17 protein-coding genes are annotated in these 16,503 nt (G+C 59.4%); 1 reads left to right on the forward strand and 16 read right to left on the reverse strand.

Annotated features, from left to right (window positions below; translation table 11 throughout):
* Positions 1-32 precede the first annotated feature (32 nt).
* From E0E20_RS02100 to mtaB, 9 genes are all read right to left on the reverse strand, one after another.
* Positions 33-1,289 (reverse strand): peptidase U32 family protein, encoded by a 1,257-nt coding sequence (locus E0E20_RS02100; RefSeq protein WP_130836397.1) that lies wholly within the window; start codon positions 1,287-1,289, stop codon positions 33-35.
* Positions 1,290-1,291: 2 nt separating this feature from the next.
* On the reverse strand, positions 1,292-1,999 hold the full coding sequence (locus E0E20_RS02105; RefSeq protein WP_130836398.1) for an O-methyltransferase: 708 nt from the start codon (positions 1,997-1,999) through the stop codon (positions 1,292-1,294).
* Between the two features lie 224 nt (positions 2,000-2,223).
* On the reverse strand, positions 2,224-2,631 hold the full coding sequence (locus E0E20_RS02110) for an endolytic transglycosylase MltG (RefSeq protein ID WP_130836399.1): 408 nt from the start codon (positions 2,629-2,631) through the stop codon (positions 2,224-2,226).
* 2 nt (positions 2,632-2,633) lie between these two features.
* Entirely contained in the window at positions 2,634-4,313 is a 1,680-nt protein-coding gene (locus E0E20_RS02115; protein ID WP_130836400.1) for a ribonuclease J, read from the reverse strand.
* Between the two features lie 98 nt (positions 4,314-4,411).
* On the reverse strand, positions 4,412-4,678 hold the full coding sequence (locus E0E20_RS02120) for a DUF1292 domain-containing protein (RefSeq protein ID WP_130836401.1): 267 nt from the start codon (positions 4,676-4,678) through the stop codon (positions 4,412-4,414).
* Between the two features lie 39 nt (positions 4,679-4,717).
* Entirely contained in the window at positions 4,718-5,176 is a 459-nt protein-coding gene (gene ruvX / locus E0E20_RS02125; RefSeq protein WP_130836402.1) for a Holliday junction resolvase RuvX, read from the reverse strand.
* 3 nt (positions 5,177-5,179) lie between these two features.
* Entirely contained in the window at positions 5,180-5,473 is a 294-nt protein-coding gene (locus E0E20_RS02130) for an IreB family regulatory phosphoprotein (protein WP_130836403.1), read from the reverse strand.
* 174 nt (positions 5,474-5,647) lie between these two features.
* Positions 5,648-6,166: a hypothetical protein gene (locus tag E0E20_RS02135; protein WP_130836404.1), complete on the reverse strand. Its 519-nt coding sequence runs from the start codon at positions 6,164-6,166 to the stop codon at positions 5,648-5,650.
* Positions 6,163-7,758 (reverse strand): tRNA (N(6)-L-threonylcarbamoyladenosine(37)-C(2))-methylthiotransferase MtaB, encoded by a 1,596-nt coding sequence (mtaB, locus tag E0E20_RS02140; RefSeq protein WP_130836405.1) that lies wholly within the window; start codon positions 7,756-7,758, stop codon positions 6,163-6,165. Before mtaB ends, E0E20_RS02135 begins: the two co-directional genes overlap by 4 nt.
* Positions 7,759-7,828: 70 nt before the next feature.
* Between mtaB and E0E20_RS02145 the strand changes: the two genes are divergently transcribed.
* Positions 7,829-8,062, forward strand: coding sequence for an HPr family phosphocarrier protein (locus tag E0E20_RS02145; protein WP_130836406.1), 234 nt, complete (start codon positions 7,829-7,831; stop codon positions 8,060-8,062).
* An 80-nt stretch (positions 8,063-8,142) separates the two neighbouring features.
* Here the strand turns inward: E0E20_RS02145 and thiI are convergent, their stop codons facing one another.
* The 7 genes from thiI to grpE all read right to left on the reverse strand — a co-directional run bounded on the left by thiI (position 8,143) and on the right by grpE (position 16,491).
* Positions 8,143-9,378 carry a tRNA uracil 4-sulfurtransferase ThiI gene (gene thiI, locus E0E20_RS02150; RefSeq protein WP_130836407.1) on the reverse strand — a complete coding sequence of 412 codons (1,236 nt, stop codon included), beginning with the start codon at positions 9,376-9,378 and terminating at the stop codon, positions 8,143-8,145.
* 21 nt (positions 9,379-9,399) lie between these two features.
* Positions 9,400-10,563, reverse strand: a complete 1,164-nt coding sequence (locus E0E20_RS02155; protein WP_130836408.1) for a cysteine desulfurase family protein — start codon at positions 10,561-10,563, stop codon at positions 9,400-9,402.
* A gap of 34 nt (positions 10,564-10,597) precedes the next feature.
* Positions 10,598-11,341, reverse strand: coding sequence for a 16S rRNA (uracil(1498)-N(3))-methyltransferase (locus E0E20_RS02160; protein WP_130836409.1), 744 nt, complete (start codon positions 11,339-11,341; stop codon positions 10,598-10,600).
* Between the two features lie 34 nt (positions 11,342-11,375).
* Positions 11,376-12,389, reverse strand: a complete 1,014-nt coding sequence (locus E0E20_RS02165) for a 50S ribosomal protein L11 methyltransferase (RefSeq protein WP_130836410.1) — start codon at positions 12,387-12,389, stop codon at positions 11,376-11,378.
* Positions 12,390-12,431: 42 nt separating this feature from the next.
* Positions 12,432-13,610, reverse strand: coding sequence for a molecular chaperone DnaJ (gene dnaJ / locus E0E20_RS02170; RefSeq protein WP_130836411.1), 1,179 nt, complete (start codon positions 13,608-13,610; stop codon positions 12,432-12,434).
* Between the two features lie 189 nt (positions 13,611-13,799).
* Entirely contained in the window at positions 13,800-15,686 is a 1,887-nt protein-coding gene (gene dnaK, locus E0E20_RS02175) for a molecular chaperone DnaK (RefSeq protein WP_130836412.1), read from the reverse strand.
* Between the two features lie 82 nt (positions 15,687-15,768).
* On the reverse strand, positions 15,769-16,491 hold the full coding sequence (gene grpE, locus E0E20_RS02180) for a nucleotide exchange factor GrpE (protein ID WP_130836413.1): 723 nt from the start codon (positions 16,489-16,491) through the stop codon (positions 15,769-15,771).
* Positions 16,492-16,503 lie beyond the last annotated feature (12 nt).

The raw sequence follows: 16,503 nt of genomic DNA on the forward strand, positions 1-16,503 counted from the left end.
CTGTATACCAAAATGCACCATATCCGGAAAAATTACAAGTTTTTTCTGAGATTTTCCCCGGGCGTCATGCGCAGAAGATCTCCTGTCTGCACCGGCTCATCCAGCGTGAGCCAGAGCGGCTGCTTCGGATGCGGCGCGCTGCTCACCGCCTCTCCCTCCTCCGTGTGCAGCGCCAGCACACGGGCCGGGACATCGCGCCCGTCCGGCTTCATGATTTCAATGCGGTCTCCGACGCAGAACTTGTTTCTCTGCTCAAAATATCCCCGTCCCGCCTCGTCAACCGATCCGATCCGTCCCAAATATACCGCGTCCTGCGTATAGATATTGTTGTCGTAGACCATCGAGCTCTCATCCGGCCTGCCGAAGTAGAAGCCGGTCGTAAACTGCCGGTAGGTGCATTTGCGAATCTCCTCCCGGTACCAGTCCAGATTCGCCCGGTATTTCTCCTCGCTCTCCGTGCAGTCGTCGATCGCCCGGCGGTAGGTCCGCGCGACCGCCGCGACATAGAGCGTCGTCTTCATGCGGCCCTCGATTTTAAAGCTGTCGATCCCCGCCCCGAGGAGCTCCGGGATATGTTCGATCATGCAGAGGTCTCTGGAATTAAATATATAGCTGCCACGGTCATTCTCATAAACCGGAAGATATTCGCCCGGCCTCGTCTCTTCAACCAGTGCATACTTCCAGCGGCAGGGGTGCGTGCAGGCCCCGCGGTTCGCGTCGCGTCCCGTAAAAAAATTGGACAGCAGGCATCTTCCGGAATAGGAGATGCACATCGCGCCGTGAATGAACGCCTCCAGTTCAAGCTCCGGGGACGTTTTCTCCCGTATCTCCCGGATCTCCGCAAGGCTCAGCTCCCGCGCACAGACGACGCGCTTTGCCCCGAGCCTGTGCCAGAACCGGAACGTCTCATAGTTAGTGTTGTTCGCCTGCGTGGAAATGTGCCGCTCCGCGTTCGGACAGAGGCGTCCCGCTTTCTCAAACATGCCGGGGTCCGCGATGATCAGCGCGTCCGGCTTCAGCTCCGCCAGCTCGCGGAGGTAATCATCCGCCGCCGCAAGATCGCTGTTATGCGCCAGTATATTCGCTGTCACATGCACCTTGACGCCGTGCCCGTGGGCATAGCGGATACCCTCCACCATATCCTCCCGCGAGAAGTTCTTCGCCTTTGCGCGGAGACTGAACGCCTCCCCTCCGATATATACGGCGTCCGCCCCAAAATTCACCGCCGTCTTTAATACCTCCAAACTGCCCGCGGGGATGAGCAGCTCCGGTTTTCCGTTTTTCAGCATCCTTATGCCTCTCCCTCTGCCTCCTCCGCGCCGCGCCCCCTCCGGACTGACAGCGCCGCGCCGTCCCCGGTTCCCAGAAGAACCGTCCGGAGCTCCGGCGTCTCCATCAGGAGCTCCAGATACTCGCGCATCCGCCTGTGAATCGTCCGGTTCCGTCTCGTTACGGCATAGCGGGATTCCAGAATGTCGCCGTCCTGCAGAATATTATCCGACACGAGAACACCGCCCGGCGCAAGGAGACGCAGCACCTCCGGAAAAAAGCCCGCGTACTGCCCTTTCGCAGCGTCCATGAAAATCAGATCATACGGCCCTGCGAGAGTGGGGAGGAGCTTTGCTGCATCACCCTCAAGCAGGCGGATCGGCTCTGCCGAAGAGGTCTCCGCCGAAGAGACCTCCGCCGCCGCGAAATTTCGCCTCGCTTCCCGCGCTCTCTCCCCGTCGCGTTCGATCGTCGTAACATGCGCCCCGGGCGGCGCGTATTCCCGCAGGAACAGCGCCGAATATCCCACCGCGGCGCCCACCTCCAGAATCTCACGCGGGCGCTGCAGCGCAAGGAAAAACTGGAGAAGCCTCTGCGTCTGCGGGCGAATCATCGGAACGCCGTCCTCTCTTGCCCGCCGTTCCAGCGCAGCAAGAAACGGCGTCTGCTCTGTCGCCCATGATTCAATAAACACGGAGAGACGCTCCTCTCTCTCCAGCCATTCCTCCATAAGTAGTCCTCCATGCCAAAGCGTTTTACGCGAGGCACACGCCATCATAAAAGGGGAAGTCCATCGGACTTCCCCGGTTTTATAAAGGATATTCGTCGCCGGCCGCACGCAGAGAAAGAGCGCCGCCGCGAAAGCGCGTCTTTTTATGGCTTTCGCCTTTCTATGGGCTTTCACTTCCTCCTATGCTCTCGCTTCCCTCTGTACTTTCGATTCCCTCTGTGTTCTCACCCCCCGTCTGATTCGGCATTGCTCGCAGACATGCGCTCCATCATCTCCTCCGGGAGCATCTCACTGCTCAGCTCATAGGTTCCCGCCGTCAGCTTTCCGTCATACTCCGAGAACTTGAGCTGCACGCGGAAGACCAGACTGCTCTCGATCAGATCCTCGTCCGCGAGGAGCCTCGCGATCGCGGCATCCGACATATCCGAGGTGATCGTCACGGAGGCTGTGATCCCCTCGCCGGCGCGGTCCCGCGCTTTTGGCGAAAAGATGCTGTACCCCAGCGCATACATCCGCTTCGTCTCGCTGATAAAAAAGAGAATCAGCACCGCGATGACGACGTATTTTGCAATATTTCCCATCAGATCCGGAATGCCCTGACGGCGATTGAACACTTCCCTGCGTCTTTTCACACTTAGACCTCAAGAATCATCGGAATAATCATCGGTCTGCGCTGCGTCTTTTTCCAGAAATAATCGCTCAGCTCCTCGCGGACAGCCGCCTTGAGCTTGTTCCAGTCCGAAATTCCCTTTGCCTTGCAGCCAAGGATCGCTTCTCTCGCGATGGCCGTCGCCTCATCCATGAGCTGGTCCGCCTCTTTCAGATAGACGAAGCCGCGCGAGGTCACCTCCGGCCCGGACACCATCTCGCCCATATAGCCGTCGATGGCAAAAGACACCATGACCACGCCGTCCTCCGCCAGATGCTGGCGATCCCTCAGCACGACGTTTCCGACATCGCCGACGCCCAGTCCGTCGACCATGATCGCCCCGGTCTGCACACGGCCGTTGATACGGGCTTTTTCTCCGTCCAGCTCAAGGATATCCCCGGAATGGAGAATGAAAATCTCCTTGCTGTCATAGCCGAGGTCGCGCGCGATCTTGGCCTGCGCCTTGAGGTGCTTGTATTCGCCGTGCACCGGAACGCAGAACTTCGGCTGCACCAGCGTGTAAATGAGCTTAATCTCCTCCTGACAGGGGTGCCCGGACACATGCACATCCTGAAAAATCACATCCGCACCTTTCATCAGCAGGCGGTTGATCACGTTTGTGACCGACTTCTCATTGCCCGGAATCGGGTTCGACGAGAAGATGATCGTGTCGCCGGGGCCGATATGGATCTTGCGGTGCGTGCTCTCCGCCATGCGCGACAGAGCCGCCATGCTCTCCCCCTGACTTCCCGTCGTGATGATCACCGTCTTTTCCGGCGGATAATTTTTCAGCTCGGCGATGTCGATCAGCGTGTTGTCCGGAACACTGATGCAGCGGAGCTGCTGCGCGGTCTCGATGATATTGACCATGCTGCGCCCCTCGACCACGACCTTGCGGCCGTACTTGTAGGCCGAGTTGATGATCTGCTGCACGCGGTCCACGTTGGAGGCAAACGTCGCGATGATCAGACGGGTGTCCCTGTGCTCCTGAAACAGCGTGTCGAACGTGCGCCCGACCGTCTTTTCCGAGGCGGTGTAGCCGGGGCGCTCCGCATTCGTGGAATCGCACAGAAGCGCAAGCACCCCCTTTTTCCCCAGCTCCGCAAAGCGCTGCAGATCAATCGCGTCGCCGTAAACCGGCGTATAATCCACCTTGAAATCGCCCGTATGGATCACGGTTCCGACCGGCGTATGAATCGCCAGCGCCGCCGCGTCCACAATGCTGTGATTGGTCTTGATGAACTCCACGCGGAACTGTCCGAGATTAACAGACTGCCCGAACTTCACCACCTTGCGGCGGGTCGTCCTCAGCATATTCCGCTCCTCGAGCTTGTGCTCGATGATGCCCATGGTCAGACGGGTTCCGTAGATCGGGACATTGATGTCCCGCAGCACGTAGGGGAGCGCCCCGATGTGATCCTCATGCCCGTGCGTGATGACAAAGCCCTTGACCTTGTCCAGATTATTCTGCAGGAACGTCGTGTCCGGGATCACGAGATCGATTCCGTACATATCATCCGTCGGGAACGAAAGACCGCAGTCCACGACAATGATGCTGTCCTCGTACTCGAACGCGGTGATGTTCATTCCGATCTGCTCCAGACCGCCCAGCGGGATGATCCGCAGCTTGGAATCGCTGTTATTCTGTTGTTCTTTCTTACTCACATTATACCTCTCGCTGCGTCCTCATCCGGGGGAATCCTCCGTGATCTGCGGGCCCGGCGCAGCACGGGCCTCCCCCATAGACAATATTATACGGCGCTTCAGGACTCGATACGGATATCCATGTCCTCCAGCGCATCCTTAAACAACACCATGACCGCATCCAGCTCGGTATCGTCCTCGACAATCTCATAGACACTCTCCGGAGCGCCCTCCGGGGCTGTGTCGCGCAGAACGAGCGCCTCTCCGGCGCCCTCTTCGCTGTCCGTGACCAGAATATACGTCTCCCCGCGGAGCTGTGCCTGATCCAGCACGTAAAATCCCACCGGTTCTTCCAGTCCCTCCGGCGTAAAAACAATCTTTTCCATCAGAAATTTCCAAAGCTCCTGTCTATATACATGCAAAAATCAGCGTAGCGGCGGCGCCCCGCGCCAACCGGCCATCTCATCCGGATGATTCTCCATAAATTCCTGAAGAATCACATTCGCCGCGATCATATCGACATATTTCTTCCGGTCCTCTGCACGGATCCCCATGGAATCCATGATTTCATCCGATTCCACGGTCGTAAGACGCTCGTCCTGCATGAACACAGGAAGTCCCGTGCGGCGGTGCAGAGTCTCGGCAAAATCCGAAGCCAGCCTCGCCCGCTCGCCCTCTGTTCCGTCCATATTGAGCGGCAGACCGCAGACGATGGCTCCGACCTGCTCCTCCCGGATCAGCTCCTCAATCCGCGCAAGCGTCCTGCGTAGCTTGTTCTCGCGATCCCGGCGGACGATCTCTTTCGGCTGCGCCGTGACGAGCAGCTCGTCGCTCAGCGCCACGCCAACCGTCCTTGCGCCGTAGTCCAGTCCCATGATGCGCATGACTCAGCCCTGATCCCAGTGATTGCCGCGGATATAGCTCCTGAGGATTTCCTCGACCAGCTCGTCCCGCTCAACTTTCATGATCAGGCTTCTGGCCCCCATATAGTTGGTGATGTAGGTGGGATCTCCGGACATGATATAGCCGACGATCTGGTTGACCGGATCATAGCCCTTGGTCGTAAGCGCCTCGTAAACCACCGCGAGAACCTTTTTCGCCGCGGACTCCTTTTCCGGCTCAACCTTGAAATACTGTGTGTTTCCGAACTCTTCCCCGTTTCCGTTTCTGATATCTGTCATGGCAAAACTCCAAACTGCAAAATCCGCTCTGCAAGGCCTACCGCAGAGCGCCCACGGTTTACGGCCGGTATTCCAAATTAAATTCTATATTACTCCATTTCCGACCGGGATTCAATCTTCCCGGATGCGCCGCAGGACGGTGCCCGGGATGTGCCGCAGGCCGTCTCCGACGGATCAGAGAGTCTCCTCAGCCTCCGCTTCGCGGGACAGTTCCCGGAGATACGCCCGAATCGCCGGTTCCCCCGCAAGGCGCTCCCACAGTGCGCGGATCGTCTCCCGGAACGTGGGGTCCAGCTCTGCCTCCGATTCGATCAGCGGACAGGCATAGCCAAGCTCTATGTCGTTCCACCGGAGCTCAAGTGCGCCGTCTTCATCAATATACGGCCAGAGAGGGAAGCTGCGGCACTGTATCGGACGCAGCGCGCGCACGCACTGCTCCGGCCCCGGCGCCGTGCACTCCGCAAAGCGGAAGCCGAGTTCCTCCATCCGTGCATCCTCTCCGGTCTTCACCCGGATCATCGAGGCGCCGTCCTCATGAAGCGCCGCCTCCCCGGGCAGCAGCCAGATTCCGGTCTCTTTCCCCTTCTCCGGCCGGCAGCAGACGGCGCCGCAGATCTGTCCGCAGTCAAAGGGAAGCGGAGCTGCCGCGTCCGACATGCGGTACAGCCGGCGATACGTCTCTTCCGTAATCATTTCTTCTGATTCCTTTCGCTCCCGCTGCGGTTCGCCCCGCCCTGCAGGAGGCTCTGTTCCTCCCCGGCCGTTGGTACCAGATCCGCTATTCCGGCGCGCAACACAAGAAACGCGGTTCCCGGCAGCTCCCGGACGAGCCGCCCCTCGACGAGCTCTCCCGGCTTCGCTTCGGTCTCTCTCGCCGGGACGGCACAGGGCAGGTAGCGGCTTGTATGGCCGATCAGATAATCCGTCTCCGGCGCGGCGTCTCCCCGCACAGTCTCCGCCGCTTCCATAACAGACGCCCGCGCTGCGACTGCTTCCTCCGCGCGGAGCTGCGTGCGCCGGGTCAGCTCTCTCCCGCTGCATATCTCCTCGGCAAGCAGCGTCTCCGTCTCTCCGAGGAACTGCTCCCGGTAGCGCCGGGACTGCCGCCTCGTCAGCTCCTGCACAAGCTCGCTCCGCTCGGCCTTGACGCTCTCCGGCACCTGCCCCGGCATCGCCGCAGCGGCCGTGCCGTGTCTTGCCGAGTAGCGGAACACATGAATCTCATAGAAATCGACTGCCTCCAGAAAGCGCAGCGTCTCCTGAAATTCCGCCTCCGTCTCCCCCGGGAAGCCGACGATCACATCAGTGGTCAGCGCCGGCCGGTCATAATAGCGGCGGAGCCGCTCCGCGCACGCCATGAATTCCTCCGCCGTGTAGTGACGGTTCATGCGCCGCAGCACCGCATTGCTCCCGCTTTGCAGCGACAGGTGAAAGTGAGGGCATATCTTTTTCTCCGCCGCGATGGCAGAGACAAAGTCCTCGGTCATGACGCGCGGCTCCAGCGAACCGAGACGTATCCTCTCGATTCCCGGAATCTCCGCGATGCGCAGGAGGAGCCGCTGCAATGCCACACCCCCGACGCCGGCCGGCGTTTCCCGCCTTTCGCCGGTCTCCTTTTCCCTCGCGGCGTTTTCCCGGTCAAGACCGTAGGAGCCGATGTGGATTCCGGTGATGACGGCCTCGCGGACGCCGGACACCGCAAGACCGCAGAGCTCCGTGAGGATCTCCTCCTCGTCCCGGCTGCGCACGCGCCCCCGCGCATACGGGATGATGCAGTAGCTGCAGAACTGATTGCAGCCGTCCTGTATCTTGATATAGGCTCTCGTATGTCCCGGGGAATCAAGCATCATGCTCTCAAAGACCGGATGATCCGTGAGGTTTCCGGATCCCGGACGATCCGCTGCGGGCACCGCCTCCGCACTGCCGTCCCCCTTCCGCGCCGCCAGAAATTCATCCAGGATCAGGGCGATATCGCCCTTGCGGTTGTTGCCGATGGCAAGATCGACGGCCGGATCTTTCCGCACGCCCTCCGCATCGGTCTCCACATAGCAGCCGACCGCCACAACCACGGCCTCCGGATTGCGCTTTTTCGCGCGGTGCAGCATCTGCCGGCTCTTCCGGTCCGCGATGTTTGTCACCGTGCAGGTGTTGATCACATAGATATCCGCCCGCTCCTCAAAGGGGACGAGACGGTACCCCCGCTCCCGCATTTTCTGGATCATGACATCCGTTTCATAGCCGTTTACCTTACAGCCCAGATTGTGAAACGCAATCGTCCGTACCATTGACTTTTCCCCTGCCCGAACTTAGTATATTGGATAGTGAACCGATTCTCACAAAGGAGGCAGCTTTTTAATGAAAACCGTAAAGATTTCTCTGAATTCCATCGATAAGGTGAAGGCCTTCGTCAACGATATTACCCGCTTTGATTATGACTTTGATCTGGTATCCGGCCGCTACGTGATCGACGCCAAATCCATCATGGGGATCTTCTCCCTCGATCTGAGCAAGCCGATCGACCTGAATATTCATGCCGAGGACAACGTGGAGGAGATTCTCTCCGTGTTGAAGGCCTATATCGTTTCCTGACTCGTTTTTTCTGCAAAGCACAGACAGGAAAGCTGCCGCTCCGGTTTTTCTCTGATCGGATACGGCAGCTTTTTTCTGCATCAATAGCCGGGCTTCAGATCATCCTCCCGCGCTTTCAGAATGCGGTGCCCGCTCTCTGTGACGATGATGATTTCATCCGTCCCGAGCGCTCTCTCCATCATTTCATCAATTTTCTCATCCAGCTGATGCTCGTGGCGCTCGATGACGTCCGAAATCGGCTTCGTCACCGGATGCTTCGCCACAAAAATCGTGCAGCAGTCCTCGTAGGGAAGAATCGACGTTTCGTAAGAATCGATTTTCTTGGAGATCGCAACGATCTCCTCCTTGTCAAAGCCGATCAGAGGACGGAACACCGGCAGACGGCAGACGGCGTTGGTGCACTCGAGCGAGCGCAGCGTCTGGGAGGCCACCTGCCCCAGACTTTCTCCCGTGATCAGCGCTCCGCAGTCCGTGCGTGCCGCAATCTTTTCCGCGAGGCGCATCATATAGCGGCGCATGATGATCGTCAGCTCATCGTGCGGGCATTTCTCATAGATGTACAGCTGAATTTCGGTAAAATTGATGTTGTGCAGAACAATCGTACCGGTATAGCGGGCCACGATCTTCGCGATGTCGATCACCTTCTGCAGCGCCCGCTCGCTGGTATAGGGCGGCGCGTTGAAATAAACGGCATCCAGCTTCAGGCCGCGCTTGCCCATCATCCAGCCGGCGACAGGCGAGTCGATGCCGCCGGAAAGCAGAAGCATTGCCTTGCCCGCGCTGCCGACCGGCAGTCCTCCCTGTCCGGGCAGCACCCGGGTATAGACATAAATGCGGTCACGGATCTCCACATGCACCGTCACCTCCGGGCGATGCACGTCGACCCGCAGAGACGGATAGCGCTGCAGAAGATCCCCTCCGAGGGCCGCGTCAAGCTCCTGCGAATTCATCTCGTAGCTCTTGTCGAGCCGTCTCGCCACGACCTTAAAGCTCACGCTGCGCTCCGGATATTCCTCTCCGAAAAAGTCGCCCACCGCCGCCGAGAGCTCCGGGTAGGGCACGACGGGCAGCACCTTCATCGGGCAGACGCCCGCGATGCCGAACACTCTCTGCAGCGCGCCGGTCACTTCCCCGTAATCATATTCTCCCTCCGCATCGACAAACATCCGGCCGGATTTGCGCGAAACCGCAAACTTTCCCTCGCAGCGGCGGAGCGCGATCTTAATCTGATCCACGAGCTTTACTTCAAAGTCGCTCCGGTTCTTTCCCTTGACGCCGATCTCGGCATATTTAATCAGAAATGACTGATACTGCATATTTTTATCACCCTTGTTCTGTCAGCCTCTGGTATAGCGGCGAAGCATCGGAATCAGCTCCGCCAGAGCCGCTGCCGCCGCGTCCATATCCTCCATACGATTCAGCACAGAGGTGCTGAGACGAATCGTATTATCCATCCGCTCCTCCGGCGTTCCTATCGCCTCCAGCGTTGCCGAACGATGCGGGCGGTTCGAGGAACAGGCACTTCCCGAGGAGACATAGATTCCTCTATCCTCCAGCGCGTGAAGCAGCACCTCGGCTCTCACGCCCGGAACAGAGAGACTGATGACCTGCGGCGCGCTGTCCTTTCCGGCGCGTCCGTTCACCGAAACCTCCGGAATAGCGAGCGCTTTCTCGAGAAAATGCGCTTTCATGGCAAAAAGGCACTCCCTGTCCTCCTCCAGATGCTCATAGAGGCGCTTTGCCGCCAGCGCCATGCCTGCGATCCCCGCGACGTTTTCCGTCCCGGAACGCAGGCCGCCCTGTTGTCCGCCCCCATGCAGAAGCGGCTGTATCTTCACTCCGTCTCCGACATAGAGAAGCCCCACGCCCTTTGGCGCATGTATTTTGTGCCCGCTCACCGCGACCAGATCCGCATGCAGCTTTCTGGGAACGATCTGCGCCTTGCCGAACGCCTGCACGGCATCGACATGAAACAGCGTGTCCGGATTCTTCGCCTTGATCGCCGCGCCGATCTCCGCAACCGGCTCCACCGCGCCGATCTCATTGTTCGTGTGCATGACGGAAACAAGAATCGTATCCTCCCGCAGTACTTCCGTCACCTGCTCCGGGGAGACCCTGCCGTCCCTGTCCACCGGGAGATAACGGATCTCAAATCCCTCTCCCTCGAGCTGCCTCATCGCCTCCAGCACCGCCGGATGCTCGACCTTCGTTGTGATAAGATGCCTGCCGCGTCGGCAGTTCGCACGGGCGCAGCCGATAATCGCAAGATTGTCGGACTCCGTACCGCAGGAGGTAAAAATCAGATTCTTCGGCTGACATTTCAGAATTCCGGACAGAAGCTCCTTCGCCCGGCGCAGCTCGCGCTCCGCTTCCACACCCTTGTGGTGCATACTGGAGGGATTCCCGTACTCCTCGAGAAAAATCCGGCTCACAAGCTCCGCCACCTCCGGAAAAACGCGCGTCGTCGCCGAATTATCGAGATATATTTCCTTTGCCGTCAAAGCCGCTTCCTCTTTCTTCCCCTGCTGCCGCAGCTCACCGGATCTCCTGCGTGTAGATGAGCCATGAAAGGACCGTCATTCCCGCCGTCTCGGTGCGCAGTATCCTCCTGCCGAGCGTGACCGGCAGAACGCCCGCCTCCTGCGCCATGCGGACCTCCTCCGGCGCAAAGCCGCCCTCCGGCCCGATGAATACCGCGACGCGGGAGCCCGGCTCTATCCTCTCGATCAGCTCCCGCGTGCCCGGCGTATTCTCCGCAAGCTCATAGGGGAGGAGCTTCACCTCCATCGCCGCGGCGTACTGAACGGCCTCCTGCATCGTCATCGGCTCCCGCACGGCAGGCAGTATCCCGCGGCGGCTCTGCTTTGCCGCCGCCTCCGCGATGGACTGCCAGCGCTCCGCGCGCCGACCTCTTTTCTTCTCGTCCAGCTTCACAACGCAGCGCTCCATGGCGACCGGAACAATTTCGCTCACGCCCAGCTCCACGCACTTCTGAACGATCCATTCCATCTTGTCCGCTTTCGGAATGCCCTGAAACAGCGTGACGCAGACGGGAAGCTCGGTATCGGCCTCTTTGACAAAACGAAGACGGAGAAGAATCTGCTCCTCCCCGATCTCCTCGATGCCGTAGCGGTATTCCCTTGCATCGACGCCGTTGCTGACCGAAATTTCTTCGCCCGGCCGCATCCGGAGTACATTTTTTATGTGATTGACGTCCCCGCCGGTTATGGTGAGCAGTTCTCCCTGCTGCGCCGAGGGCTCTGCAAATAAATGGAGCATATGCCTCTTTTCAGAATCCCGCAAGGAGCGGGCGTCATTCCGCGCAGGAAAGCGGCCTGCGTCCCGTCACGCAGCGCCATTCCCCCTGCACCGTAATATCCAGAAGCTCAAGGCCCGCCGCCTGCATGGCCGCCGCGACCTGCGGCTCGCTTCCCTCGATGATCCCGGAGGTGATGCAGACCGCCCCCGGCTTCATCGCGCGCACGGCCGCCGGCACAAGAGGCACCAGCACCGACGGGAGAATATTTGCCGCCACGATATCATACTGCGCAACACCGACCCGTTCCTGCACCGCGGGGTCGTCCACAAGATTTCCGAGAATCATTTCAAACGCCGCAGGATCGACGCCGTTCGCGCAAAGATTATCCTGCACTGCCGGAACGGAGCAGGGATCAAGGTCCGTTCCGACCACGTGCCCTGCTCCCAGCATCAGAGAAAGGATGCCCAGAATTCCGCTCCCGGTCCCGATATCGAGAAGTCTTGCTCCGGGCGTCAGAAACCGCCGGATCTGCCGGACGCAGAGCTGGGTCGTCTCGTGCATCCCGGTGCCGAACGCCGTGCCGGGATCAATGTGAAAAACAAGAGCGGGCTCCTCTCCCTCCCCGACCTGCGGCGTCTCCCATGAGGGAATGCAGAGAATATCGTCGATGCGGAACTGATGGAAATACTGCTTCCAGTTGTTGATCCAGTCCGTATCCTCGGTTTCATCCGTGAGTATCGCACCGTCCCCGATGAAGCCGCAGCGCTCCCGGAGCCCTGCGAGCACCGCCTCTATCAAGGCGCAGAGCTCATCCGGCGTCCGCACAGAGCCGTCCTCCAGCTTCAGCGTGCCGTCGTCCTGTTTTTCGACAAAGAAGCTTAAGACCGCCGTGCCGTCGTCCTCCGGCGCTTCCGGCAGGATATCAACGAACATCTGCTCCTTTTCCTTTGCCGTGAACGGCACATGATCCTCGATCTGCGCCCCGTACAGGCCAATGTCCTGCATGGAGCTGATAATGATGTCCTCTGCCTCCGCGGTGGTGCGGACCCGGAATCTCATCCAGCGCATTCTGAATCCCTCATGCGGCGCCGACATAGTCAGCATGCCAGTTTACTTGAAAAATTTGCTCTTCTTCTTTTTCTTTGTGTCCTCTGCGCCGCTCTCCTGTCCCGCAGCGCCCGCCGCCTCCAGCGTGTTGCCGGTGAGCTCGTCAAACTGCTTCAGGATGTCACGCGCCTCCTTGCTGAGCTTCGTCGGTACGTCCACAACCAGCGTCACATACTGATCGCCGCGCAGCTCCCGATTCCGCAGCGAGGGGACGCCCTTTCCGCGCAGCCGAACCTTTGTATCGGTTCTGGTTCCGGGTTTCACATCGTAGATCACCTTACCGTCCACCGTGTCGATAAAGATCGGCGCGCCCAGAGTCGCCACCGCATAGGAAATTTTAACCGCCGAATAGAGATCCATGCCGTCGCGGACAAAACCCGGGTCGGAGGCCACGATGACCTCGACCAGAAGATCGCCGCGGGGACCGCCGCCGCGCCCCGGCTCTCCTTTTTCGCGGATGCGGACGCTCTGTCCGTTGTCAATGCCCGCCGGGATAGTGACGCTGATGGTCTTGCGCGAGGTCTTATACCCGCTTCCCCCGCAGTCGGGGCATTTATCCTTGATATACTTACCGGTGCCTCCGCAGTCTGGACAGACCGTGCGGTTCTGAATCATGCCGAAAAGAGACTGCTGCGTGTAGATCACCTGTCCCTTGCCGCCGCACTTGGGGCACATCTGCGGCTGCGTGCCGGGCTTCGCCCCCGTCCCGCTGCAGGTGGGGCAGGGCTCTTTCAGATTCAGCGTCAGATCCTTTTCGCAGCCGAACACCGCCTCGCGGAAACTGATGCGCACGCTGGCGCGGACGTTCGCGCCCTGCACCGGCCCTGTGCCGCCTCCACTCCGGAAGCCGCCGCGGCCGCCGCCGAAAATATCACCGAAAATGTCGCCGAAAATATCGCTGAAATCCGCGCTATTAAAATCAAAGCCGCCGCTTCCGAAGCCGCCGCTCCCGTCAAAGGCCGCGGTGCCGAACTGATCGTACTGCTTGCGTTTGTCCGGGTCGCTCAGGATCGCATAGGCTTCCGATGCTTCCTTGAATTTTTCCGCCACATTCTGGTCTCCGGGATTCATGTCCGGGTGATATTTTTTGGCGAGCGCGCGGTAGGCTTTTTTGATTTCGTCCGCCGACGCGGTCTTTTCCACACCGAGGACCTCGTAATAGTCCCGTTTCTTTTCTGCCATAATGCCAGTTTCCTCTCATATAACCCGTCAAAACCCAGACTGCGAAACAGGCCGCTCGCCTGTATGCAGCCTGGGCTGTAACAGTCAGTTCATCATCATACTACTATGTTCCGCTCCGCGCAATTCCGGCTGCCGAATCTTACGGCAACCTGCCGTCCGCAGGCGGAGGGGACGCTTTCTGTCCCTGCGTTATACCTCGCGGTAGTCTCCATCCACGACGTCGTCGTTTCCGCCTGCATTTCCGCCCGCTGAAGCACCGCCGGCCGCGCCGCTCATATCCGGGCCTGCGCCCTGTGCCCCGGCTGCTCCCTGCGCCGCCTCATACATCTTGGTAAACAGCGCCTGCGCGTCGTTCATCAACTTTTCTTTCTTGGTCTTCAGCTCGTCGACATCCGCGTCGCTGATGTCCTGCTGATCCTTGGTCCGGTCGAGCACCGCCTTGAGATCCGCCAGATCAGCCTCTACCGTCGACTTTTCCGCGGCATCGACCTTGTCTCCGGCCTCCTTGAGCGCTTTCTCCGTCTGAAATGCGAAAGAATCCGCCTCATTTCTGGCATCCACGGCGTCCTTGCGCTTCTTGTCCTGCGCCTCGTACTCCGCCGCCTCTTTCACCGCCTTTTCGATATCCTCCTCGGACATGTTCGAGCCCGCCGTGATCGTGATGTGCTGATCCTTGCCGGTTCCCATATCCTTTGCCGAAACATTGATGATGCCGTTGGCGTCAATATCGAACGTCACCTCGATCTGAGGGATTCCGCGCGGCGCCGGCGCAATGCCGTCAAGGCGGAAGCGTCCCAGAGACTTGTTGTCGCGGGCAAACTTTCTCTCACCCTGCAGAACGTTGATGTCAACCGCCGTCTGATTGTCCTCCGCAGTGGAGAACACCTGGCTCTTCTTTGTCGGGATGGTCGTGTTGCGCTCGATGAGAGGCGTTGCGATCCCGCCCATCGTCTCGATCGACAGCGTCAGCGGCGTGACATCGAGCAGGAGGATATCCCCTGCGCCCGCATCGCCGGCGAGCTTGCCGCCCTGAATCGCCGCGCCGATCGCGACACACTCGTCGGGGTTGAGCGTCTTGCTCGGCTCATGGCCAGTAAGCTGACGGACCTTTTCCTGCACGCAGGGAACACGAGTGGAGCCGCCGACCAGAAGAACCTTGCCCAGATCCGCATTCGTAAGACCAGCATCTTTCATCGCATTCTGCACCGGAATCGCCGACCGCTCGACAAGGTCGCTGATCAGCTCCTCAAACTTCGCTCTGGTCAGATCGACGTCGAGGTGCTTGGGCCCCTCGGAGGTCGCCGTGATAAACGGAAGATTGATGTTCGTCGTCGTGGAGGCGGACAGCTCTTTCTTGGCCTTTTCCGCCGCGTCCTTGAGGCGCTGCACCGCCATCTTGTCTCCGGACAGATCCACGCCCTCCTTCGACTTGAACTCGGAAATCAGCCAGTTCATGATCCTCTGGTCAAAGTCGTCGCCGCCGAGCCGCGTATCGCCGTTGGTGGCAAGAACCTCAATGACGCCGTCGCCGATCTCGATGATGGAAACGTCGAACGTGCCGCCGCCGAGATCGTAGACCATGATCTTCTGCTCTTTTTCATTGTCAAGGCCGTAGGCCAGCGCCGCTGCTGTGGGCTCATTGATAATTCTCTTAACATCCAGTCCCGCAATCTTCCCGGCGTCCTTGGTCGCCTGACGCTGCGCGTCATTAAAATAAGCGGGAACCGTGATAACCGCATCGCTGACCTTTTCTCCCAGATAGGATTCCGCATCCGCCTTGAGCTTCTGCAGAATCATGGAAGAGATCTCCTGCGGGGTATATCTCTTGCCCTCAATTGTCGGTCCCTCCGGCGTACCCATTTTTCTCTTGATGGAAGCGATGGTATTGTCCGCGTTGGTGACCGCCTGACGCTTTGCCGGCTCGCCGACAAGGCGCTCGCCGTTCTTTGTGAAAGCAACGACGGAGGGTGTGGTGCGCGCGCCCTCTGCGTTCGGGATAACCGTGGGCTTACCGCCCTCCATGACCGCTACGCAGCTGTTCGTCGTTCCTAAATCAATTCCAATGATCTTTCCCATAATATGTTCTCCATTTCTGCACCGAAGTGCCTGTTCCCTTTCTCCGTCTGTCTCTATATTCATCGGGAAGCCCGAGGATATACTACTGTACAACGCCTACCATACTGTGCCGGAGCACCGTGTCATGATACATGTAGCCTTTCAGCAGCTCCTGCGCCACGATGCCGGATTCATACTCCTCCGACTCCACCTGCATCACCGCATTGTGAAAGTCCGGATTGAATTCCTTTCCGATGCACTCGATCGGCTTTACGCCCAGCGCCTCAAGCTGTCCCAGCATCTGGCGGTACACGGCGTCCATTCCTTTGGCAAAGGCTCCCTCTTTCTCCTCTGCGGAGAGGGCCGCCAGCCCGCGCTCAAAATTGTCTACAATCGGAAGAATCTTTTCCGCGACGTTTTTCTCGCCCATCGCGAAGCGCTGTTCTTTCTCCTTTTCCGTTCGCTTGCGGTAATTGTCGAACTCGGCCATCTGCCGCTTGATCTGATCGGAAAGCGCCTCGTTCTTCGCTTTCAGATCGGCGATCTCCTTTTTGGACCGCCGCCCCAGAAAGCCGCCGCTCTCTTTCTCATTCTCCGGCGCCTCCCCGGCGTCCTCCGGCTCATCGGCATCCGCCGCCTCTTCCGATGATGCAGCCCCGGCTTCCCCGGCGCCTCTCCCGGCCGTTTCCTGCGCCGCCCCGGGGCTGTCCTGCGCCGTACCAGCCTCTGCCTGCGGCTCCGCCGCTCCCGCGTTCTTTGCCGCCTGCTTCTCCTCCGAGACCGTCTGGCCGGTGTCCTCGGTGTAATTCTTCTTTTCTTCCGTCATGCGTATGCTCCC

The organism is Lachnoclostridium sp. Marseille-P6806, assembly GCF_900625025.1.
GTDB lineage: Bacteria > Bacillota > Clostridia > Lachnospirales > Lachnospiraceae > CAG-791.